This window comes from Xanthocytophaga flava, assembly GCF_030068545.1.
GTDB lineage: Bacteria > Bacteroidota > Bacteroidia > Cytophagales > 172606-1 > Xanthocytophaga > Xanthocytophaga flava.
This window is the reverse complement of the sequence record NZ_JASJOR010000019.1, coordinates 1-22,053: the sequence shown is the minus strand read 5'-3', so window position 1 is coordinate 22,053 and position 22,053 is coordinate 1. Positions and strand designations below refer to the sequence as shown.

Here is a 22,053-nt window from a genome sequence, read left to right as displayed (position 1 = left end):
CAAAACGATGTTCAGTTTTGGGTTTGACCATATTTCTGTTCGCTTTTAGTTTTGACTGGAAGTACATTCTACAGAATGACCGAACTTACAGTCATTTTTGTCAGTGATTGGTATTCTGTTCAAAATCGACAACTATTCGAATACCAGTCAATCTATTCACAGACCACAATCACAATGCAAAAAATAACAAGATGAGTTTTCACTTTCCGCTATCCATTCACAAGACTTCGCTTACGTGTCAGATAGGCAGAAGGTAACTCTCCAAAATGTTGCCTGAAGTATTTGGCAAAGTATTTTGGGTTGTTGAATCCTACCTGATAGGCAATCTCTGCAATGGTCAACTGGCTTTCTTCCAGCAGCTGACGGGATCTTTCCAGACGAATCACCCGAATGAAATCAAGAGGAGATCTTTCGGTTATTGCCTGTAGTTTACGATACAGATGGATGCGGCTCATCCCTAACTCCAGACTCAGCGTTTCCACAGAAAAGTCCGGGTTTGACATATTCTTCTCTACGATTCCAATGGCTTTTCGGATTAGCTTTTCATCCAGTGGAGTAATTGGTATGTCTTTGCCCTGAATACGAATCTGCTGAGTAAAGGCATTGCGTGCGGCTTGCTGCTGACTAAGCAGACTTTTGATCTTTGATTCAAGAATTCCAAAATGAAAGGGTTTTTCTGTATAATCCTGTGCCCCTGTCTGATATCCTTCCAGTTGTTGCTCTTCCTCACTCCGGGCAGAAAGCAATAAAACAGGAATGTGGGCTGTTTTTACATCCGATTTTATTTGCCGGCACAACTCAAGTCCATTCATCTGTGGCATCATAATATCGGAAATAATCAGATCTGGTAATTCACTTAAGGCTTTCTGCCAACCCTCTTCCCCATTTTTCGCCTCTACAATCCGGTATCTGTCACACAGACTCTCTTTCAGATACTCACGAAACTCTTCATGATCCTCTACCAGCAAAATTGTAGCCTTTTCATCACTGGTTGTGCTTTCGCAATGGATTGTAGCATCCAGCACAGTATCGGTTGGTATTTTACGATTTGGTGCAGATTTACTCTCAGAGACAGGTGTTGAAAGTAACTGCATATCTTCAAAAGCTACAGTTCCTTTTTTTGAAATCTCTTTGGGTAGATTGTCATGTTGATCTGTTTTAGTTTCTCTTCTTATGGGTAAACAAACAGTGAAACAGCTTCCTTGCTGAGGGCTACTCTGTACAGAAATTTTACCACCATGCAGATTCACAAACTCTTTGGTAATAGAAAGACCTATTCCACTCCCCTGATTGATCATACTGGTAGGAATTTCATTTTGTACAAAGCGGTCAAAGATCTTCTCTTCCATTCCTGGGTCAATACCTATGCCAGAATCCTGAACATCAATCTGCAGAAGAGGAACAGCATCTTTATAGTTAATCGTCGTATAGACTGATACCCTTCCACCTTCAGGTGTAAATTTGAAAGCATTGGATAAAAGGTTAAAAAGAATCTTTTCCAGCTTATCAGCATCATAATCCATATACAGTTCCTCTACTTCTGAATGAAAAGAGAGGCTCAACCGCTTTTTCTCAGACAGATCTGAAAAAGCCAGGGTTGTATCACGAATAAAACCAATCACCTCTCCTCTACTGGGAGCAAGCTTAATCTTTTCCAGTTCGATTTTTCGCAGGTCCAGCAACTGATTGACAAGATTCAATAATCGTTTAGCATTTCGATCAATCAAACGCAACTGGTTATACAGCCCCGACACTTCATATGGATGTGGATCAGTCGAGTGTTGTAACAATCGTTCAAGAGGTGAAAGGATCAAAGTCAGAGGTGTACGAAACTCATGGCTGACATTGGTAAAGAACTGAATTTTAAGCTGATCCAGCTCATGCATCCGAAGTGCTTCTTTTCGCTGTTGTTCATATTCAAACCGGATTCGCTGTCGTTGCTCTACCAGTCGTTTGGATAGATACAATAGTAGAAGAAACAAAAAGCCATATATACATAAGGCGGTTTTGGTAAGCCAGAGAGGAGGTAAAACGGTAATTGTTAACTGGGTAACGCCTGAAGCCCACTCCCCTACCTCATTACAAGCCTGCACTTTGAATACATACGATCCAGCGTTCAGATTGGTATAAGTTGCCTTACGTGAAAGGTCCGAATATGTCCACTGCCTGTCAAAACCCTCTAACTTATACCGATAACGATTTTTTCCCGGATGAAAGAAATCCATAGCTGCAAATTCAATAGCAAACACATTCTGAGAATAATCCAGTGTAATTTCCCTGGTTTTATCAAGTGGCAGAGGAAGAATGATACCACTGTCAAATGTCTCTCCTATTCCTACCTTTTTATTGAACAGATAAAAATCGGAAAGTACAACCACTGGTGCCTGGGCAGAAGTTACAATCTGCTCGGGATAAAATTGGTTATAACCTCTGGCCCCCCCAAAGAGAAGCTCTCCCGACCGGGTTCTCAATGCAGCATTTTCGTTAAACTCTTTTCCTTGCAAACCATCTGATTCATCATAGTTAGCAAAAGTCAGGATAAGGCCTTTTGTAGAATAGGCATTCCCTTTTGCACCTGTCTTAACAATGCGGGCACAGGTTATACCAGCAGGTGTACCAAACCAGAGATTACCTGCCTTATCTTCTCCAAGGGATAGAATGGTATTATTTGCCAATCCCTCTTCTTTTCGAAAGACACGAAAACTATTAGTGTGTTCATCTAAGACACAAAGGCCTTCATGTGTACCTATCCAAAGTAATCCACGACTGTCTTTGTAAAGTGCATGAATGAGATTATTACTTAGAGCTGTAGTATTTTGAGCATTGCTCAGGTAATGGGTAAACCGATTTGTAGTATAATCATACTTTTCCAGTCCATATGAAGTACCCACCCAGATAAACCCATGTCGATCCTCAACGATTTCACTTACATAGCTGGCATGGATAGAGTGAGGTGCACCACTGGCATAGTGAGTAAATTTTCCTGTCTTAGGATCTAATCGCTCCAATCCTCCATCCAGGGTACCAATCCAGATTTGACCTTTGGAATCTTCAAACAATTCCCAGATACTATCATCCGAAATACTGTTTTTATCGGTAGCCTGATGACGATAGGTTATAAACTTTTTTCCATCAAAACAGCTTAATCCTCCATAATATGTTCCTATCCACAGCTTTTTTTCTGTATCAATCAGCAAGCTCACCACTACATTGCTGCCAATGCTGCCAGGCCCGCTATGGTAGGAAGTATAGGAATTGAGATTCCGATCAAAATAAATCAGTCCTCCTCCATTGGCTCCCATCCAGAGGTTTCCTTTTTCGTCTTCCACAAAACGGTTGAAGTCATTGTAGGGTAGCCCTTTGGGCATGGCACGGTTGGTCTGATAGAGTGGAAAGCGAAAGATATTCTCGTGGTAGTAATTCACGCCATCCTTATAGGTTCCAGCCCAGATGATACCTGCCTGGTCTTTATACAGGCTGTTGATTGTATTCTGACTCAAACTTTTATTGTTATCGGGATCATGGAGCAGATAACTCATCTGCCAGTTTTGTTTATTGACCAAGTTAATCCCACCATGATCGGTTCCAATCCAGATCAGTCCTTGATTATCTTCTACAATCCCCTGAATAATATTTGATTTGAGTCTGATATGTGGAGAATCTTTATCTGCTTTCAGAAATGTTCTGCTTTTTGTGTTGAAATAAAACGCTCCCAGATTAGCCCGCAGTACATACAGCCACAGATCGCCGTCACGATCAGCTATCAGGTTAAAATTTTGACCATTCTGTAGGGCATGAGCCTTATAATCATCTCGTAAAGAAGTATTCTGATATAGGATTCGATAAGAAATCGGATCAAGCTGACATAACACCCCACTCTTATAGACAATCCAGACCCTACCCTGTTTATCCTCCACAAATGAAGATATTTGTTGGTCAGGAGGGAGAGTAGCCTTGGGGATTAAAGACTTGTCCGGAGAAGAGGAAAGGTCGAGGTGACTAACTTTCTTATCTTCTTTTGCCTGATAGACATACAACCCGGTGGTGGTGTGTATAAACCAATAGTTACCCTTACTATCTTTTACAATATCCCTCACAGCTCCGTCCGGAAGGGAAAACTGAGCAGCATATTGTCTTGTGTTGCGAATAAAATTCTCTTTGTCAGGGTCATAAATACATACACCTTCAATAGTAGTTACCCAAATCTTTCCGAGCGGATCTTCAAAAAGTTTGATAATATGGCTATTGAGCAAAGAGGTACTGTCACGAATCTGATGACGAAATACTTTGATAGTATGCCCATCAAACCGATTGAGCCCGGAAATAGTCCCGAACCATAAGTAACCTTTACTATCCTTAAGAAAACAGATAACCTGATTATTGGACAACCCATTGGTAGCGTCCAGCTTCATAAACCGATAGTGAGAAGAGGCATTCTTGACAGACGAAACAGAGGGTGGCTCAATAGCAATCTGGGAGAAACCGGAAATGATCCTGAAAGAGAAAAGCAGTAGTAAGATACAAATCTTCTTTTGCATCGGGTTTGTCTTGTAAATAGAAAGGTATACCAGGCTAATAGGATCCAATATACTATTTATTCATCAGATATGATACCCTATTTACAGAAATGGATCAAAACAGGGTTGGAAAGGCTACTATTTTTATCCTAAAATCGTGAGAATAGGTATTCTCAACACAGATGTAATAGAACTGCAGAAAAAGAAAAATCCATAACCCAACAAATGCTTTCTTTTGTACTATACTGATTACGAACCTTTTCAGATCCAGATTCTTGTAAGTTAGCCAGTTTGGATTCTGAAAGCGTTTACCTCAGTCACACCGATCTAAACCAACACTATAGTATGGGTACCTACAGGTATTTGCCAGTATTCAAACGACTGGCTTTTGTTTCTTCGTTGTTGCTTATGCCTGCAGGCTTGTCTGCCCAGAATGGTGCATCAGGCCAGGCATTGTTTCAGTTTCTGGGATCTTATTCCAGTCAGGGAGTACCTAACTATCTGGAAGCTCAGAAGGATGTGATAGATAGCCTGCAACTTAGGGATATTGCTGTGGCACTACCAGAAAGTAAACCTGTACCCCAATTCCATCCGGAATATATCGCAGTACAATCTGAAACAGAGCTCAAACTGACAAAAGAGGCAGACGTCTGGGTCACATTTGTCGGTGAGATGGCAGGATTCAGAAATGTACTGGGATTTTATACTTATGATCTAAACAATCCTCCGGCAACGGCTGATCAGATTATTGGCAAAACCGTTATTTTCCCCAATGTCTCCACCGCTGGAAGCGGAGGAGGATTAGCCATCGGAAGCAAGGTAAAAATAGGACACTTTAAAGCTAACACAGGGATAGGATGGTTTCTGATAGCGGATGGATGGAAAGAAAATGGAGTAGGAAGTGGTAATTACATTCTGTATTCCAATCCTGCCTTTAATCCCGAATCCACCACGACAGATAAACCACATACAGTTTTGTTACACGACAAAGGGCGAAACAAGCTGGTTCTGGGATTTGAAGATCTTCGGCGTGATCAGGGCAGTGACCAGGACTTTAACGATGTACTCTTTTCTATTTCAGCAAGTCCCTTTGAGGCTATTCAGAAAAACAATGTTATTTCTATTGCCAGTTCTGTTGTGTCGCCCATAAGTCTACCATCTAATCCCGTATCCGGATCAACGGCTAATACAAACATTAATGATAGCTACAATACTAGTACAAATAATACTTCCAACTCTGTTAACAACCAGAATACTACTATAAGTAATCCCAACTCCAATAATACAACCCATACAACAAATACGAATTCCAACAACACAACAACAAACACCAATTCAAATAATACCAATGTAGTCAACAATACTACAACAATTGTAAACAATAACACAACCATTGTCACTACAGGTGGTAATATGAATGGAAGCAATGTAAATGGAAGTGGAGCTAGTAACAATACATCAACCAATAATTCATCGGATAATAAGCCAGCTCCGAGTCGGAATACTCCAGCGAATCCCACAAGACCGGGAAGATATGAGCCTGTGGCTTCAGGAAAGCCAAACACTACGTTTCCTGAAGCCAATACCTCTGAATCTGTAGCTCTGCCATCTGGTATGTGTTCTCTGTATGGTTTTAATGAGGCTGATTTTAAGAAAACGTATAATCTGATACGTAGCAAACCTGTGGAAGATGTACGAGTGTCTACGCTCAGACAAGCAGCTAAAGGACGATACCTGACAATCGATCAGTCAGTCCAGTTATTACGCCTGCTCACTGTGGGAGAGCACCGTCTGGAGACAGCTAAGTATTTATATGACTATAGTTGTGAGAGACACAATTATTTTATGGTAAGTCAGGTACTGACAACAGCGAACCATGAAAGAGAATTCAATGCCTTTCTGGAAAAGAAGAACCCATCTGTTGCACAAAGCCGTCCGGTCCCTCCTGTCAGACAAAGTGGAAGACCCAGAGGGTATTCATCGTCTGCCAGCAGTGCTGTACCTCAACCACTTCCTGGTTATACTTCGGATGCCTATGCACCCAATGCCTTTACTGATGCCGAGTTTGAAGTTTTAAAAAGTAATGTACAGCAACAAAGCTTTTCTGATACAAAACTTACCATTATTCAGCAAGCTGTGAAAAACCGTACCCTGAGCACTGCCCAGGACATTGAATTGATGAATCTGATGTCGTTTGAACAGGATAAGCTCAAATTAGCCAAATGGCTGTATGACTTTACCTATGATCAGCAAAATTACTATAAGGTAAATGCTGCGTTTTCATTTTCAAGTACGGTGGATGAGTTAAATAGATTCCTGAACAGCAAATAAGAAGCATTAACCATCCATTCTTCATGTAGTAACAAGTGGTGAATCGCATACGATAGCCAAGGCCAAATCGTTCAACCTGGCCTTGGCTATTTGTATTTCCAAGAAGTGAAGTAGAATATAACCCACAAATAATGTCTTATCTGAGTATATCAAAGACAGATAGTGTGTTGCAGTTATCTATGGTCTTATTGGCATTGGTAGTATAGGTATCAAAATTGACTACCACCAACTGATTCCCTATCACAGCCAAATCACAGGGACAATCCAGTTCTGCCCCACAAGCAGCATCTTTATTTGACCATAACATCACCAACTTCTTCTCGGTCAAACTATACTGTAGAATGCTATTTTCCAGAAAATTAGCAATCAGCAACGAATTTGATTTTTTGTCAAAGAAAATACCATCACATCCTACCAGATCAGCTTGTTTGAGAACAGGTGTAATAGCAGGCATCTGAGAGTTTTTGTCAAAACTGATTTTGATTAATTTGCCATCACTGAAATTTCCTACATACAGATTTCCATTCTGATCAAAATCCATCCCATCAACTCCTACTCCATCGGTAGTAGCATCATCGAGTTGCATTTCATAAACCAGATAACGGGCTCTATTCTGTGGATTGAGTAGTATAGGTTGCTTTGCAAGCTCACTAATGGGGAAGCGATAAATTCCACTTTTTCGGGCGTAATCCGTCCAGGCATCCGTTATATAAATATATCCGTTATAAAATCTTAGACCATTGGCAACCTGCAATCCGGATACAACCGTTTCAATTTTTTGAATAGTCCCCTTCTCAAGCTTGGCACGAAGGACTCTGGATGCCTGTTTGCCAGAGGCAAAGTTTTGATTGTCTGCAATGTATAAATAACCGTCTGACCCGATAGCCATACCCATTGGGTGTACTTTACCTGTGAGAGGATTTTTAGGCAGCGAAGTCCAGGTGTCCAGTATTTTCCCTTCCAGACTGAGCTTTATAATTTTGGCCCCAAACCGATCATAGGTAGTAGCATTGGTAACAGAGAGATAAAAATTACCTGATTCATCAAATGCCATAGCATCAGGAGTCATACAGGTGCTATCAAGCTGGACAAATACTCTGGGCTTACTTAGTTTCACGCCTGTCTGAGCCAGTATCTTACCGGCAATAAAGAGAAGTAAAAAGAAACCTGTCCATAGAAGTTTTCTTGAAAAAGTTATTGTCATGGTAGTTGTAGTAAATCGGATAGACAATCAAAAAACAAAACTTCAGTCCTGTTGGTAAAGAAAGAAATTGATTTACGCTCAGATTCTCAACACAATATGTCTGAAAGGTTAAATTAATTACCTGAAAGGCAGACTCTTGTGTGATAGCTATTAACTTCTCAGGATCATTTCACATAAATCAGTTACCAGTTCGGTCAGCAGCCATTCAGTGTGCTTTCTTATCTCCTGTTTTGTCAATACCCGGCTTGTTACCATCCATTTTATTGCTATCAGGTTTGGTATAGGTTATGCCTGTATCTTTGCTGTTTGAGTGCGTACCAATCCTGGCCTTGCTCATCCGTTCTATCTGAGTAATTGTTTTGTGCCTACCGTCTCTGTTAAAATCATTTCCACCGAGCTCTCCGGCAAGATCCTCCTCTGTAAGAGTGCTATTAACATACAGGGCCTGGGTAGGGAAAGCAAGACTACTACCACTTGCCCGAACAGTATCAATGATTTGCAAAAGCAAAGTTTCCTGATCTACAAGAAAGGCATTGTAATCCTTGGCAAGTACATACGCAAAAACTTCCAAATTCAGAGCCTGTGATCCGATACCTACAAAGCGAATACGAGCTGATTCTTTATCAATAGTTGGATAGGCCTTTAAGGCAGCATCCAGCTCTGTGAGTATATACCGGATCTGATCAGGGGTTGTTTGAAAATGCAGGGCTATTACCGGGTGAAACCAGAAGCGGTCCCGATGCGCATAGTTTTCAATTCGTTGTGAAGAAAATTCTCCATTAGGAATAGTTACAATTGTGCGGTCCAGTGTTCGGATACGGGTTGATCGCATCCCAATTTGTTCAACCGTACCTACAGTCTCTCCTACTTTGCAAAAATCCCCCACACGAATGGGTTGGTCTACAATAAGAGCTACGCTTCCTACAAAGTTTTCTACAGTTTTTTGTGCGCCTAATGCCAGTGCAATACCTCCAATACCCAGAGCAGCCAATCCAGTAGTTACGTCAAAACCGAGAGTATACAATATAGCGATCAACCCGAATGCTACAATAGCCGTTTTGGCTACGCGACTTAGAAACAATACGGCAGAAACCGCTGCCATATTGCCACGACGGGCGATACGCCTTTCGCTAAATTGAGTAAAAACAACTGTGACGCGCCAGAGCAACAATATCACAGCTACCATTCCGATGACTGTGGTGATTTCACCAAGGCGTTGCCGGATGATAATAGAGATATCTGCCATCTGGACAAGTGACCCAAAAAACCAGACTGCAATGAGAATCCGAAATGGTAACCCCAAGGCTTTGACCACACCTGCTGTAGGCTCCTGCCTGGCCTGAGTCCAGGCAAAAGGAAGCAGATAGATAATGACCCCTGTTAACAGCCAGGCCAGCAGATAGGCTATTACTGCCAACACCAGCAGAGCTAGCCAATAGCCAATGGGAACAGATGCCAGACTATGTTCTCTTAGGTAAGCCGGCAACCATCTGTCAACTAATGGAGAGGCCTGTTCAGGTTGGTAAGTAAGCAAAATTTTAGCAATGGTCTGGGTAGAAAGTAACCAGATTGGGGCACCATCTGGACCCTCTTCTTTTTCAAGCAGTAAATCAAAGGTTTTTCCTGCCACGGTAGCCTTTCCTACCCTTTCCAGATTAGGTGCCAGATTGTCGGTAAGTGAACCATCATATTCGTCACTGATCCATGAATAAGGCAGCAAGTTACCATTCGCATCCAGAATACGTTGTAGCCTCTGAGCTAATTCAACACTATCAATGCTAGCAGGAGCGTTAGCAGACTTAAGTACTTTGCCTTGTTTCCGTGTTGTCCGTGTTTTGACATTCGACATTTGGTCATCAGATAAGCCGAGGATTGCGTGGTCTATTTTCAAATAACGGGAAGCCCGGCTATAATTTTTTGCCCCAACCGCTTCCAGAAATCCTGCAACCGTACCACGGGGGTTGCGTCGGCCTAGCGAATCTTCTTCCCATTCTGGTTGTGTTTTCAAGCTGTCAGCCGTATCTGATCCTATTCCTGGTATCTGTGCTAACGTTGGGATAAAGCATACAGATGACAGGATTAGAAAGAACCAGAAAGAAGTTCCAAATAACCTATTTTGTAGCTTAGAAGGCTTTAGTTGTTTCCATGCCATCGGAAGTAAGCCGGTGAAGTCAGCAGTTTGCGAGTTCGGCTTTGGAGAAGTACATTTTTTCAGATCAGGTATTTTCATCAAAACAGACTTACAGATTAATATCACAGATTGTATGGTTACTACCAGATTGCTGTCTGGCAAACCTGTACAGGTAAGCCAGCTTGTTAACAGAGAACTGTTGATCAGGCAGGTAGTTATTGTGCATGTTTGGCTAAAAATTAATGCCACTCTGTTAATTAGATACCGTTGAGACTTGTTTTACCTACTTACTCTACAGTTGACACTGCTCTTCAATAATACTTGACTCACCTTTGGCCTTATTAAGACATTGGAATATAAGACCAAACACATGGATCAAATCAACCTATATAATGCTATTGAAATGTTAGAGCAATATGGTAATCTTATAGTAGAATTAGAGACAACCCAGTTATTTTAGGTTTTATTGAATCATTACTAATTGTTTTATATTTTTAATTAATCTTTCTATGAGTAGATACGACAGTACCCACAAAATTGTAGTTCGTGCTTTGCAAAAAGATGGTTGGAAGATTTTAAAGGAAAATTACAATTTGAAACCAACTAAAAAGGTCACATTTATAGTAGATATCCTTGCGGAAAAAGATACTAATACAAAAGAAGTTGAAGGCAATATATTTTTGTAGAAGTAAAGAAATTCGATGAACAAAGTTTTATACATTCGTATTCAAATACATTCGGACAGTATGATAGATATAAAAATGCACTGACGTTCAAAAATATGGATGTAAGAATCTTTTTAGCTGTGCCTGAAATGGTTTATAAGGAAAGATTTAATGATTCTTTTATTCAGTTTGATATAATTCAGAACCGGATGTCTATCATCACATATGATGTAGAAAGCGAAAGAATCATACACTATTTACCACGCTAAACTTGAACGAATATGATTAATATAAATGCAGTAAAAGACTTTTTAACCAGTTTGGAACAAGAGCCCGACGAGTGGCAGAACCTAAGAGTTTTTACTGTCTTTGATGATGGCAAAAAGCATTATCTGGTTGTTTCCGATGAAGAGGGAGAATATGAAATCGCTATAGCAGTTTCGATTAAAGATGATAAAGTTGAAATATTGAAAAACAATACCAACCTGGATTTGGAAAATCTTCTAAATGGTCCGGAGTTCTCAGTAGATATTCAGAAAAAAGCTATTTAATTAGTTAGCGACATAGAAAATAAGTACACCCATCAGGCGATGTATTTGGTATTAAATCAGGAATATCATTTTTTGAAATTTTCCTTTAATACGAATGCTCAGATAAATTCTTTTATTCCAATATCCACTCACTTCACTACGTCCCTTTCTGAATACACATAAACTTCCTCTGAAATTATTTTGTATAAATCATAGCTATAACTGTTTAAAAGTACCAAACAAAACAGCCTTACTTAGAAGGTCTAAGTAAGGCTGCTCATATATAAATAGATCAATTAACGTACAACCAGTTTTCCTTGTTGGGTATGTTTTCCATCTGTAATCAGGATTATATATAATCCTGCTGGAAGTGAACCTAAGGACAATGGCAATGCATTTTCTCCAAATATATGTGTTTGCTGCAGGAAAGTACGGCCAGTCATGTCTTGCACATAAATCTGGGTTTTCTTATCCTTGAATCTATCTGATGAGAGTAAAACAGACTGATTGGAAGAAACCGGATTTGGATAAATGCCCAGTTCTGTATTTACAACTGGTGTTTCAGCAGCTATTCTTGCTCCTGGACTTTGTGGGAACAACACTGTTTTAGGGATAATATAGGTTGCCAGTCCACTTCCATGTCCCGGATTGGAGGTACCTGCAATGCTGCTATATAATTCTACTCCACTATAATCGAAGCCTGTACTATGGAGCAATTCTATCGGATAATACCCTGCAGAAGGGAAGCTTACCCGTCCACTACGTGTCCCAAACGACCAGTTTTCTTCTTTAATCAACACTTGGGTGTTATTAACTGTAAGCGCCATAAAGCCTTGTGAACCGACAGCAAAATCGACTTCTATAGTAGAGTTGCCAGATTGTATGTCATGTTCAGGCTTGATTTGAATATACCCACTCAACCGCAGCGTAGAGGATTCAATTGCCTCTGCTGGTCCTCCTACGCCATCACTTCCTAACCACACGTTCCAGTTATCCATATTGGAAGGAGTTACACCTGCTGGATAATCAATGTTGGTTGCGGTAAAAGAGAATAGAGGAGTTTGCCCTGCAATGGCTGCACGTGCAGGACTTACTCCATACCCAAACTGAGTGAAAAACTCGCCTTTCAAACCTGTGCCAGTAGCAGATGCCGTACTAGTTTTTACAGACAAAGCGGTACTGGCAGCGGAAGTATTACCTACCGCATCCTTGGCTTTTACAGTCATCGAGTATGTTGTATTAGCCGTTAACCCTGTCACAGAAAAACTAGTGGTCGTGGATGTGCCAATCGAAGTGCCGTTTCTAAATATTTCGTAACTGGTCACTCCGACATTGTCTGTAGAAGCAGTCCAGGACAATGTAAAGCTGGCAGTTGTAATAGCTGATGCTGTTAAGTTGGTAGGTACACTTGGGGCTTGTGTGTCTGAAGCGGGTGAAGTCGTGACAGACAAAGCAGTGCTGGCAGCAGAAAGATTTCCAGCGGCATCCTTGGCTCTGACTGTAAAGCTATATGCCGTATTGGCCGTTAGACCAGTAACCGTAAACGAGGTAGTAGTAGAACTACCCGCAAGTGTAGAACCTCTGTAAATATTGTAACCAGTAACTCCTACGTTATCTGTGGAAGCTGTCCAACTCAGGTTGACACTGGTTTGTGTTTTACTTGGTGAAGTCAGGTTAGTTGGTGTGCTGGGCAGCTGAGTATCAGGAGCAGTAGCTGTTTTTACGGATAAAGCCGTGCTGGCAGCAGATACATTGTTTGCCGCATCCTTAGCCTTAACGGTCATTGAATAGGTTGTGTTGGCTGTCAGTCCTGTAACGTTAAAACTGGTAGTGGTAGATGTACCGATAGAAGTTCCATTGCGGAATATTTCATATCCCGTCACACCCACGTTATCAGTTGATGCCGTCCAGGACAGCGTAAAACTGGTAGTGGTAATTGCTGATGAAGCTAAATTAGTTGGAGCGCTCGGCGCTTGTGTATCGGATGCTGTACTAGTTTTTACAGACAAAGCAGTACTGGCAGCGGAAGTATTGCCTGCTGCATCCTTGGCTTTTACAGTCATCGAGTATGTTGTATTAGCCGTTAACCCTGTCACAGAAAAACTAGTGGTCGTGGATGTGCCAATCGAAGTGCCGTTTCTAAATATTTCGTAACTGGTCACTCCGACATTATCTGTAGAAGCTGTCCAATTTAATGTAAAACCAGTACTCGTAATGGTAGCAGCTGACAGATTGGATGGCGCGCTGGGTACTTGTGTATCCGGAGTGGCAGCGCCAGATTCATAAGCGCCTATATCTATTGCACCACCTATTGGACGGGTTTTGTATTCCAGATCAATGCTGGCGGCATTGCTGGCATTGCCTGCGTTAATAGCTGGGCTACCCGATGCCAATCCGAAATAGTTGCTAAACTGAGGATTAACCGTATTGATGGTGCCAATACTGGTTGTCGGATTAACAAATTTCACATATGTTTGGACATTTAACTGTTGTAGCTGATTGTCAGATGGTAATAATCCTTCTTGTGGAGTACCATCAACTACTTTCCCGGCAGGCCCGATAATTACATTGTTGTGAACATCCGCATCTGAAGGAACCAGCATAGCATATCCTCTCGCATTGGAATTGTTCATCACGATAATGTTATTGTAAACTTTAGACCCTGCACTCGCATCCATATTCAGATCTCCATTCCAGCCAAATGCATAGTATTTGGATAGTTCTGTATTATTGTGATAGAGGGTATTGTTGCGAACTGTAAGATTAGCGCTGTGATAAATATGAATGCCACGTCCCCCATTGTTGAAAGATAAATTATTTTCTACCAGACTTGGGTGAGTATAGCCACCAGTTTGTCCACCGCCCTGCTCATTTTCAAAATCATCTAATATAATACCATTGCCATCTACCGGAGTGTCGTACCCTGGCAGCGGATAGGTACAAATATTCTCAAAACAAATATTATTGCGTACAATAATCCCCCAATCACCAGTCACGTAGCCGGAAGTATACTTGGGGTGATAGATAGAAATACCACTACCATTGGGATTGCCTGTATTTTTGGCATTGTCACGGACAATGTTGTTTTCGATAACGAAATACTCTCCATTATTCAACTGGATACCAGAGGAGCCGATATCATGTACAAAGCAGTTTTTTACGGTTATATAATAGCTATCAACTGACAGTATACCAAAGTAATAACTGTTAGCTGGATTCTGAAAGGTTACTTCCAGCCCATCCAGCACAACCCCTTTGGAATTGTTCATAAAAATGGCACTACCTCCCGAAACACTTTGAATAATGGCTTTGTGTTTATTAATGGCACGGATTGTCAGGACATTGGTTTTAGAACCGTTTTTGTTATTGGCAAGGATTTCTCCTTCCACATAGATGCCATCATTTATGTTCACAACATCACCAGGTTGGGCAATTGCACAGGCTTTGGTTATAGTTCTGAAAGCCCCAGAGGCACTATTGGACGTACCTGTATTACTATCATTCCCATCAGTACGTACGTAATAATTAGTTGCCAACGAACTAGCTAAGCCCCAAAGAAATAAACTTAGGGTTGTTAAAAGTGTTTTCATGTGAAAAAGGTTGTAAAGATTGTAATACGTATAATCAATTTATACCGGAGGTGAAATGAAAAAATATCAGTCAGCTTTAATAAATGACTGGTGATGCATTATATATTTATCCTATCAAGGATATTTTTTAGAGAGGCAATTCGCAAGAGTATAAATGTTTCTGAAAGATAAACAGATAAAGGGTAAAACATTTGTGGCCAAACAATACCCAATCCTAATAAAGGAACAAAAGTAGTTGTATGCATAGTGAAAATACATTAAATGAAATACCAGAAGTGAACCGGGCTATTTTGGATCTGAAAATCGAAAAAATCTATGCCACACTTACTCAATTTTCTCCCCAGAAATACCAGATTACTAGCTATTTATATTAGTAAACTGGTAATAAAATATATTTGGACGCCACTCAAATTATCTGTAGAAAAGAGACATTATCCATAAATTCACAGGTTTTTTATCTAGAGTTACACAGCCTTTGCTAGGATTTGCGCTCAGTTTATACAACTGACTATGCGATATTTTTAAATCCTATAGTGATTCGTAGAGTAAACGTATGGGTAGAACTGACCTTAGTATATCTCATTGCCATTCACTTCACGAGTCAGTTTGGTAAAGCCAATCACTTTTCCATCTTCATCATGCAGAGCAGTTATAAGAATGCTGCCCCAAAAAATAGTGCCGTCTTTTTTAAGACGTCTACCAATATGACGAGCACGGCCTTCTTTCTGGGCTAATTCTATCAATTGTTCAGGCAAACCAGCTTGTCTGTCCTGAGGCATGTAAAATAATCTAAAATTCTGGCCAATGATTTCTTCTTCTTTATACCCTTTAATTTTTTCGGCTCCTTTGTTCCATGTTAAAATGGTTCCATCAGTATCCAGTAATATGATTGCATAATCCTGTATTTCTGCAATCATCTTTTTATGCAATAGCTCCAGTCGTTCTTTCTTTTCCATTTATTACTCGTATTTGATGTTTGACAATAGCCAAGTATTAAGATAAATATTTACAAATTAGTATAATAAATAAAATCTAAGGTATAATAAAGTTCAAAAGAGAACAAAAGTACTTTATTGTTTTTGGCTGGACTCAGCAACTCATTCCTGATAACATATACACTCTTTCGAACCAGAAAAGCCATTTCGTATCCTACCTGTTAATTTGTACTCTATCCAAAATCAGTTAAACAGATTTTTCAACAAACTTCAAATATAACATCTCGTCAAAAGGCTTTTAGATAAAAATTCACTTATTTGTACATACATTTTAGATGATTCAAAATAGAGCATCAACATATTTACAGATATAGGAATTTGAAAATTAGTTAACTAAATAAAATTTAGATGCCAATGTTTTTTATCTGATGACGGAACCGGGTCGGAGAACAATCTGACTGGTATTCGGATAGTTACTTATGGTGATAGAATACCAATCACTGGAGAAAGTGACTGAGAGTATGGTCATTCTCAAAATTGAACAAAGTTCCGGTCACCAACGAAAGTGAACATACTTCCAGTCAAAAATAAAAATGAACAGAGTTTGAATATTTCTACAACGCGACTGGTATTCCAGTCAAAACTAAAAGCAAACAGAAGTATGGTCACTTCTCTTGCTGAACATTTTTCCGCTCACTACGCCTTTGATTTTAAAAGTGACCATACTTCCGGTCAGTCACCCGTATTGACCATAGTTCGGATATTTTTTCAAATTGACTCTAATTCTGGTCACATATTGTTATGGATCAACAAGATAACAGAGCAAATAAACTATACATATAATATTATTTTTACATTGGTAAAATTCACCAATTAGTGAATTTTACCAATAACCAATGCTTCATAAAATCTGAATCATTGGCAATACCCTCTCCCCTTTTTAAACCCTTACCATCACATCCCAATTATAGAGGAATATTCATTCTGTCGGAAGTTACGTCAGAAAGTTCAGAGCATCTATCCTGAAGCATTAAGTGTATTATTCAATAGCGTATTTAACATACTTACTCCAATACCCATTTGAGTAAATTGCTATTGCTCCCATAAACCCACTTATAAGCCACGAAATATAGTAGATTAACTCCTTGCAGTGTAAAATATATGGATCGACTGGAGTGGCCTTAGAATCGATTTTAAGGTTATGAATATTTTGCATAGGCTCATTCTGCTGGCTGAAGTGTTGAGGCTTGCTTACTTGCAAAATAGTGTGGCTATGTGACTGAGTACCGTTTTTTAGGGGAGGGGGGTGGCAGAACCTGGGGAGGGGTTACTATAGCGGCTTCTAGAAAATCTTAGTTGTCTTCTTCGCTCTTCAAAAAATTTTCTTTCTTCTCCCTTGCTTGTTTATTTTTAAAAATCTCCTGCTCATTTAAAATTGAAAATCTTTCGCGCACGCGCTTTTTTTGTTTTTATTCTGTTATTGTATTGTTATTACTTTTGTTTTTATACTTGTTATTATTATTGTTACTATATATGTTATTATAGTGTGCATTTTGTTCACAGGCAAACTGCAAAGAATGTATACCCAACCTACCGTTTTGTTCATAGCCTATCAGCAAATTTTTCATAGGCATTGTGCATTTATTGCATAGGGGTTATGAAATTTGTTCATAGGTTGTTGTGCTAATGGGCATGCAAATTCTGCATAGAGAGTATGAACAGCTTGCATAGTATCGGAAGTTTTTTCATAGCTATTATGTAAATTCTGCATAGCCTCCTACACATTTTTTGCACTCTTCAGAATGTTGATTTGATTCTTCTTTGTTTTCATCATACATATCTGTTTGTTCCAGATTGCCCACTGGATTTCCCTACTGAATAGGATATATATCCCTTCATACTCCTAAGCATTTGGCTTGCTTCCTAACAAAGACAGTCATGTCTGCCAATCTCGCAACTTTATCTGTAAGGAAAAAATATATTATTTATGAGTACTATAGTTATAAATAATCATAGAGAAAGTTCAGACTGGGAAGTTTAGATGCTATAAGAAATAGCGAAAACGCAGCTAAGAAGAAATCAACTAAAGCGTATGCTGAACTTACTGGGCAAACAAAAAAGAAAAACGAATAGCATCATTTCAAAGATAAGCACTATGAAACTCCATCTACATATTTTACTTATTTGTGTAATTCATCTAAATAGTTGCCAATCACGGTTACTAAAATTATTTACCAGAATCGGTCAAAACAAGATCTACAAAATTACTTTTTACAGTAAAAACAACGATGTAGAAGCACAATTCCTTTCAGGTGAGTAATATTTTAGGAAAAGGAAAGAAAAGTACAGGTAGCTTGTTTTTCAGGATTTTTTTTCTGCCAAAGTATTTAGCTTGATAGAGTATAGAAAGGTGATATTTAACTGAGTGGGTCAACAAGTTAAATAGTTTACTTTGCTGAAATAAGACAATTTAATAATCCATTATATCTTTCTCCATTTACAGTTTTTTGATCATATTTATAGAGTCGAAAAGATTTTATTTTGCTTGTTTTTAGCATTGTTATTTCTTCGGAAGTTAATTTTATGGCAACTGAATATGTGTATTTCCCTTCGGAATATCCTTCTTCTATTCCTATCATAGGTCTGGTAATTCTCATACCAGTTTCAAGAACAATCACAGCACCTTTTTCTCTATAGTTTGGATTTTTACCAAGTACCTTTAAAATCATATAATAGTTTATGGAGTCTTTTTCAATACGTTTAGAAAACCATATGGGTTCTGAACGAGGGGTGTAATATCTGAGAATATCATTAGATTTCTCCAGTTCATGCATAATCTCTTTGCAATAAACTCCATTTTCTTCAGTTGAAGAGTCAGGAAATAATCCACCAAGAACTTCAAATGGAAATCTTTCACAAGGAGTTCTACTATTATATTTGTAATAGATAGTCCCTGTTTGAGCATTACTCAATTCCAGATAAGACAAATATTGCCATTGGTAACAAAGATTACCCTCTGTTACAGGGATAACAGCTTTGCATGTAAAGGTCTTACCAATTAAACTATCATATATAGAGAGTCCAAATGAATGTCCATTCCAGTAAACGGCATTTTGAGGATCTGTTTTAATATAAGACTCGCCTTCAACAATTCTTCTGGTAAAGCCAATATATGGGACCTTTTGTCGAGTTGAATCTATTCTCCTAACTTTAAGTTCTTTACCCATATATAGGTGAGAATCTTTACCTGCACAATTTTGATCCTGAGCAAAACAACTACTAAATTGTAGAATGATGCCAACCAGTAAAAATCCTTTTATCATACTTACTAGTTGAAACTTTCAGATTAATACTTGAGCTTTGAATAAAGTAATTTCCACCTTACCACTGAAAATGTAATAAAAAAGTCTGTCTATATGAGGTCCTCCCTATTGTTAGGACCAACAAGTAGGAATTCTTAGTTGAAAAAAGATTTTATCTTTACTTGATAAAATTATGAATCAGGTGTGCTTCGATCAATGCCTTGATGGTAGTTGTGATAATTGTATACATCAAAGAAGTCACTTAACCCTTTATACAATTGCCAGCCACTTTATAGATGATTTAAATAAAGGCACTCGTATCACGCCGATGGCTTGACTCTTTGCAACAAAGCCTTTTATGTTTTTCGGTATTCATTTCACCTAATAGCGTGACAAGTTTATGTCTCACGCTTCTAGACATCCTCATATCATCTCAAGGATTTCCACTTTGTTTTTAATGATCTTTCCTTGAGTTATCCTTGGCTTAATTGTTTGTAGAAGTTACTAGGTTCTTCAATAATTGTCCGCTCAAGCTTTGACTACTTCAAATCATTCAGGCTATTGATATTCTGGTATGTAATCAGTTTTGGTAATTTCCCACAGTGACTCTACATGATGAACTTTCAGTAATCTATGACTTGTATTAAGCTTGAAAGTGACATATCGCTTATGTTCAGGTAATACAAATGTTATAGTTAAGTGTTGCTTTTTAAAGGATCTAAAATTTATTTTAAATGATGTATCTGACCATCCTCTACCATAAATGTCTGATTGGACAAATGCCTTTAAATATAAAGAATCCTCAACTAAAACCACTAGTGAATCCTTAAACCCTTCTTTAAAGGATATAATTACTTCATGCTTTTTAATTGTTGTTATTTTTGTCCTTTCTTGTTCTTTTTTAACTCTATACTGATAAATTTTTAGAGGCTCTTGTATGAAATCATGTGTGATAAACTGATTTTGTGCCAATAAATTACAATTTGATAATATTAAGAAGAATAACATTATGCTTAAGTTATTATTTCTTATCATAAAAAACTTTAAGAGAAAATGATGCACAGTTGAGAAAACTACTATATCAATGCAGAGACATGGCTTCTTAAAACGGAACAAAATTGTAATTCCTTCGAGGCTATCAAGTTGGAGAAAAATTCTACTATAGTAGAGGAATCAGTCCATTCGTTACAAGATTTTGCCCAATTTTATAAGACAATTAAAGATGCAAAGACGGGTCTACATAAAAAAGCAGAATTATTACCTTATACTGAAAGGAGACATGAAAAAAAGCTAAAATGTTGCTAACATATCAACTTATCAATTAAGCAAAAAATGAAACATAGACAAATAAGTATATCTTTAGTATTACAGGTATTTCTAGTTCTAAGTTTGTTTTGTGGCTGTAACAATTCAGAGAACAATTCAATGCAACACTCTCTTATAGATCGTACAAAAAAGCGTTATTGTCCACTAGATGGTGGTCACTTTGCAAAAAGAGAACAACTATCTCCAGAATTAGTATTCTCTCATTCGAAAGCAGAAACGATTGTTAAACAAGTCAATACATAACAAATAGTGTATAATATTATAGAGGGGACTGTTACAAACTTTCTTGGAGAAAAAGGTGAAAAGTTTTATAATAAGCCTTCAAAAAAGTATTCCTATCGCTACGAACTTATGATTGAAAACCAGGAAGGAGAATTTATTATATACTCAGGATTAGATACCGCATTTGTGAAACCTGGTGATAAATTAAAAGGTCGGGTAGCAATAGGAGCAATCGAACCAGAAAACCAATATTGCAGGATTACGATAGATTATAGAGGCAGAGATAATAGTATATCGTTGGCTAATTGTTCCTTTATAAACTGCTCTTGCGAAATAAATGAAAAATGATATTCAGATAATATATCAAATCAATGTTATTGTCTATGGCAAATGATATAGTCAATAACATTGATTTGCCATTTTTACCGGCCCTCAATTTGGGTATAGGTCAATCTAAACAATCTTTAAGTATATAATGGCTTTATCAATTGGGTATTATTTTTAGTTTTTTGAATTTAGATTTACTAATTATACTAGAATGTATAACACTAATTAACATCTTCATATATTTCTGGTCTTCAAAGAAATGATTTAGAAAAAGATTTCCACATTTTAATCCTTTGAACTTAGTCTGGTATTTAATAATTGGTTCATTATCTATCAATTTATCGATACACTGCTCATTTTCCTGTGATCTTTTAAGTTTTGCATAACTCAACGTTATCATAGTGAGTTTACCACCACCTTGTAATACGTCTTTAGGCATACTAAATTCCAGTTCTAGCTCTTTTTTAGGAAGAATACAATAAAATAAACCTTGTTCATAGGTATTCACACAATGAGAATATTCCGATGGCAGATCCTTTTTTGAGAATATAATATATCCATTGTATGGATAATTGGTATGCGCCCGACCAAGTACATATTGAAATGCGGTAAAATAGGTTTTAGCTTTGAAACATGAATAGTTTAGAAGCCAAACGAGAAAAAATGCTGTCGCTGGTAGAAGCCTGGCGAAGTAGTGGTCAAACTCAAAAACAATTCTGCGCCAAGCATGGGCTCAAATTGGGAACCTTTACCTATTGGGTAACCCAAAGTCGGCTTCAACCAATCACAGGATTTGTAGCTATCCCCAATCCAGCTATTGAGGATAAAGTTAAAGGGTCTACTCAAAAAGGGTCTACTCAAAAAGGGTCTACTCAAAAAGGGTCTACTCAAGAGCTTGAAGTGATTTATCCTAATGGAGTCAGAGTAAGAATACAACCCAGTATAGAAGCAGATCTATCCTTACTCTCTCAAT

At 38.4% G+C, this 22,053-nt stretch carries 16 protein-coding genes; 8 read left to right on the top strand and 8 right to left on the bottom strand.

The genetic code is table 11. The annotated features are described in order from the left end of the window. Window positions 1–209: 209 nt before the first annotated feature. Window positions 210–4,538, bottom strand: a complete 4,329-nt coding sequence (locus QNI15_RS24445) for a hybrid sensor histidine kinase/response regulator transcription factor (RefSeq protein ID WP_314034148.1) — start codon at window positions 4,536–4,538, stop codon at window positions 210–212. A 324-nt stretch (window positions 4,539–4,862) separates the two neighbouring features. Between QNI15_RS24445 and QNI15_RS24440 the strand changes: the two genes are divergently transcribed. Next, the gene (locus QNI15_RS24440) at window positions 4,863–6,848 is read left to right on the top strand and encodes a DUF4476 domain-containing protein (protein WP_314034143.1); all 1,986 of its coding nucleotides are present in this window, start codon (window positions 4,863–4,865) and stop codon (window positions 6,846–6,848) included. Window positions 6,849–6,984: 136 nt separating this feature from the next. Here QNI15_RS24440 and QNI15_RS24435 read toward each other — a convergent pair whose 3' ends face one another. Then, window positions 6,985–8,052: a hypothetical protein gene (locus QNI15_RS24435; RefSeq protein ID WP_314034142.1), complete on the bottom strand. Its 1,068-nt coding sequence runs from the start codon at window positions 8,050–8,052 to the stop codon at window positions 6,985–6,987. A gap of 205 nt (window positions 8,053–8,257) precedes the next feature. Then, a complete protein-coding gene (locus tag QNI15_RS24430) occupies window positions 8,258–10,432 on the bottom strand; it encodes a mechanosensitive ion channel family protein (RefSeq protein WP_314034139.1) in 2,175 nt (724 codons plus the stop codon). A 260-nt stretch (window positions 10,433–10,692) separates the two neighbouring features. Here QNI15_RS24430 and QNI15_RS24425 point away from each other — a divergent pair, with 260 nt between their 5' ends. From QNI15_RS24425 to QNI15_RS24415, 3 genes are read left to right on the top strand one after another with little or no spacing between them, the layout of a single operon-like run. Then, window positions 10,693–10,869 (top strand): element excision factor XisH family protein, encoded by a 177-nt coding sequence (locus tag QNI15_RS24425; RefSeq protein ID WP_314034138.1) that lies wholly within the window; start codon window positions 10,693–10,695, stop codon window positions 10,867–10,869. Next, window positions 10,860–11,117, top strand: a complete 258-nt coding sequence (locus QNI15_RS24420; RefSeq protein WP_314034337.1) for an element excision factor XisH family protein — start codon at window positions 10,860–10,862, stop codon at window positions 11,115–11,117. Before QNI15_RS24425 ends, QNI15_RS24420 begins: the two co-directional genes overlap by 10 nt. 12 nt (window positions 11,118–11,129) lie before the next feature. After that, window positions 11,130–11,399 carry an element excision factor XisI family protein gene (locus QNI15_RS24415; protein ID WP_314034136.1) on the top strand — a complete coding sequence of 90 codons (270 nt, stop codon included), beginning with the start codon at window positions 11,130–11,132 and terminating at the stop codon, window positions 11,397–11,399. Between the two features lie 275 nt (window positions 11,400–11,674). Here QNI15_RS24415 and QNI15_RS24410 read toward each other — a convergent pair whose 3' ends face one another. After that, the gene (locus QNI15_RS24410) at window positions 11,675–14,968 is read right to left on the bottom strand and encodes a fibronectin type III domain-containing protein (protein WP_314034135.1); all 3,294 of its coding nucleotides are present in this window, start codon (window positions 14,966–14,968) and stop codon (window positions 11,675–11,677) included. Window positions 14,969–15,207: 239 nt separating this feature from the next. Here QNI15_RS24410 and QNI15_RS24405 point away from each other — a divergent pair, with 239 nt between their 5' ends. Next, window positions 15,208–15,342 (top strand): hypothetical protein, encoded by a 135-nt coding sequence (locus QNI15_RS24405; RefSeq protein WP_314034133.1) that lies wholly within the window; start codon window positions 15,208–15,210, stop codon window positions 15,340–15,342. A 195-nt stretch (window positions 15,343–15,537) separates the two neighbouring features. Here the strand turns inward: QNI15_RS24405 and QNI15_RS24400 are convergent, their stop codons facing one another. From QNI15_RS24400 to QNI15_RS24390, 3 genes are all read right to left on the bottom strand, one after another. Then, entirely contained in the window at window positions 15,538–15,924 is a 387-nt protein-coding gene (locus tag QNI15_RS24400; protein WP_314034131.1) for a PAS domain-containing protein, read from the bottom strand. Window positions 15,925–18,350: 2,426 nt separating this feature from the next. Then, window positions 18,351–19,226, bottom strand: a complete 876-nt coding sequence (locus QNI15_RS24395; protein WP_314034129.1) for a hypothetical protein — start codon at window positions 19,224–19,226, stop codon at window positions 18,351–18,353. Between the two features lie 537 nt (window positions 19,227–19,763). Next, window positions 19,764–20,213: a hypothetical protein gene (locus tag QNI15_RS24390; RefSeq protein ID WP_314034128.1), complete on the bottom strand. Its 450-nt coding sequence runs from the start codon at window positions 20,211–20,213 to the stop codon at window positions 19,764–19,766. Between the two features lie 417 nt (window positions 20,214–20,630). Between QNI15_RS24390 and QNI15_RS24385 the strand changes: the two genes are divergently transcribed. Further along, window positions 20,631–20,774 (top strand): hypothetical protein, encoded by a 144-nt coding sequence (locus QNI15_RS24385; RefSeq protein ID WP_314034126.1) that lies wholly within the window; start codon window positions 20,631–20,633, stop codon window positions 20,772–20,774. A 6-nt stretch (window positions 20,775–20,780) separates the two neighbouring features. Further along, window positions 20,781–21,101 (top strand): hypothetical protein, encoded by a 321-nt coding sequence (locus tag QNI15_RS24380; RefSeq protein ID WP_314034124.1) that lies wholly within the window; start codon window positions 20,781–20,783, stop codon window positions 21,099–21,101. Window positions 21,102–21,237: 136 nt separating this feature from the next. Here the strand turns inward: QNI15_RS24380 and QNI15_RS24375 are convergent, their stop codons facing one another. Next, window positions 21,238–21,588 (bottom strand): hypothetical protein, encoded by a 351-nt coding sequence (locus tag QNI15_RS24375; protein WP_314034122.1) that lies wholly within the window; start codon window positions 21,586–21,588, stop codon window positions 21,238–21,240. A gap of 125 nt (window positions 21,589–21,713) precedes the next feature. On the opposite strand from QNI15_RS24375, the gene tnpA reads away from it, so the two are divergent. Further along, window positions 21,714–22,053: IS66 family insertion sequence element accessory protein TnpA (gene tnpA / locus QNI15_RS24370; protein ID WP_314034120.1), on the top strand; the 340-nt coding region annotated here is incomplete at its 3' end.

Excerpts from the sequence above, each read along its gene's own strand:
- QNI15_RS24445 (WP_314034148.1), bottom strand. The coding sequence starts at position 4,538 with ATGCAAAAGAAGATTTGTATCTTACTACTGCTTTTCTCTTTCAGGATC.
- QNI15_RS24440 (WP_314034143.1), top strand. The coding sequence starts at position 4,863 with ATGGGTACCTACAGGTATTTGCCAGTATTCAAACGACTGGCTTTTGTT.
- QNI15_RS24435 (WP_314034142.1), bottom strand. The coding sequence starts at position 8,052 with ATGACAATAACTTTTTCAAGAAAACTTCTATGGACAGGTTTCTTTTTA.
- QNI15_RS24425 (WP_314034138.1), top strand. The coding sequence starts at position 10,693 with ATGAGTAGATACGACAGTACCCACAAAATTGTAGTTCGTGCTTTGCAA.
- QNI15_RS24415 (WP_314034136.1), top strand. The coding sequence starts at position 11,130 with ATGATTAATATAAATGCAGTAAAAGACTTTTTAACCAGTTTGGAACAA.
- QNI15_RS24410 (WP_314034135.1), bottom strand. The coding sequence starts at position 14,968 with ATGAAAACACTTTTAACAACCCTAAGTTTATTTCTTTGGGGCTTAGCT.
- QNI15_RS24405 (WP_314034133.1), top strand. The coding sequence starts at position 15,208 with ATGCATAGTGAAAATACATTAAATGAAATACCAGAAGTGAACCGGGCT.
- QNI15_RS24400 (WP_314034131.1), bottom strand. The coding sequence starts at position 15,924 with ATGGAAAAGAAAGAACGACTGGAGCTATTGCATAAAAAGATGATTGCA.
- QNI15_RS24395 (WP_314034129.1), bottom strand. The coding sequence starts at position 19,226 with ATGATAAAAGGATTTTTACTGGTTGGCATCATTCTACAATTTAGTAGT.
- QNI15_RS24390 (WP_314034128.1), bottom strand. The coding sequence starts at position 20,213 with ATGTTATTCTTCTTAATATTATCAAATTGTAATTTATTGGCACAAAAT.
- QNI15_RS24385 (WP_314034126.1), top strand. The coding sequence starts at position 20,631 with ATGCAACACTCTCTTATAGATCGTACAAAAAAGCGTTATTGTCCACTA.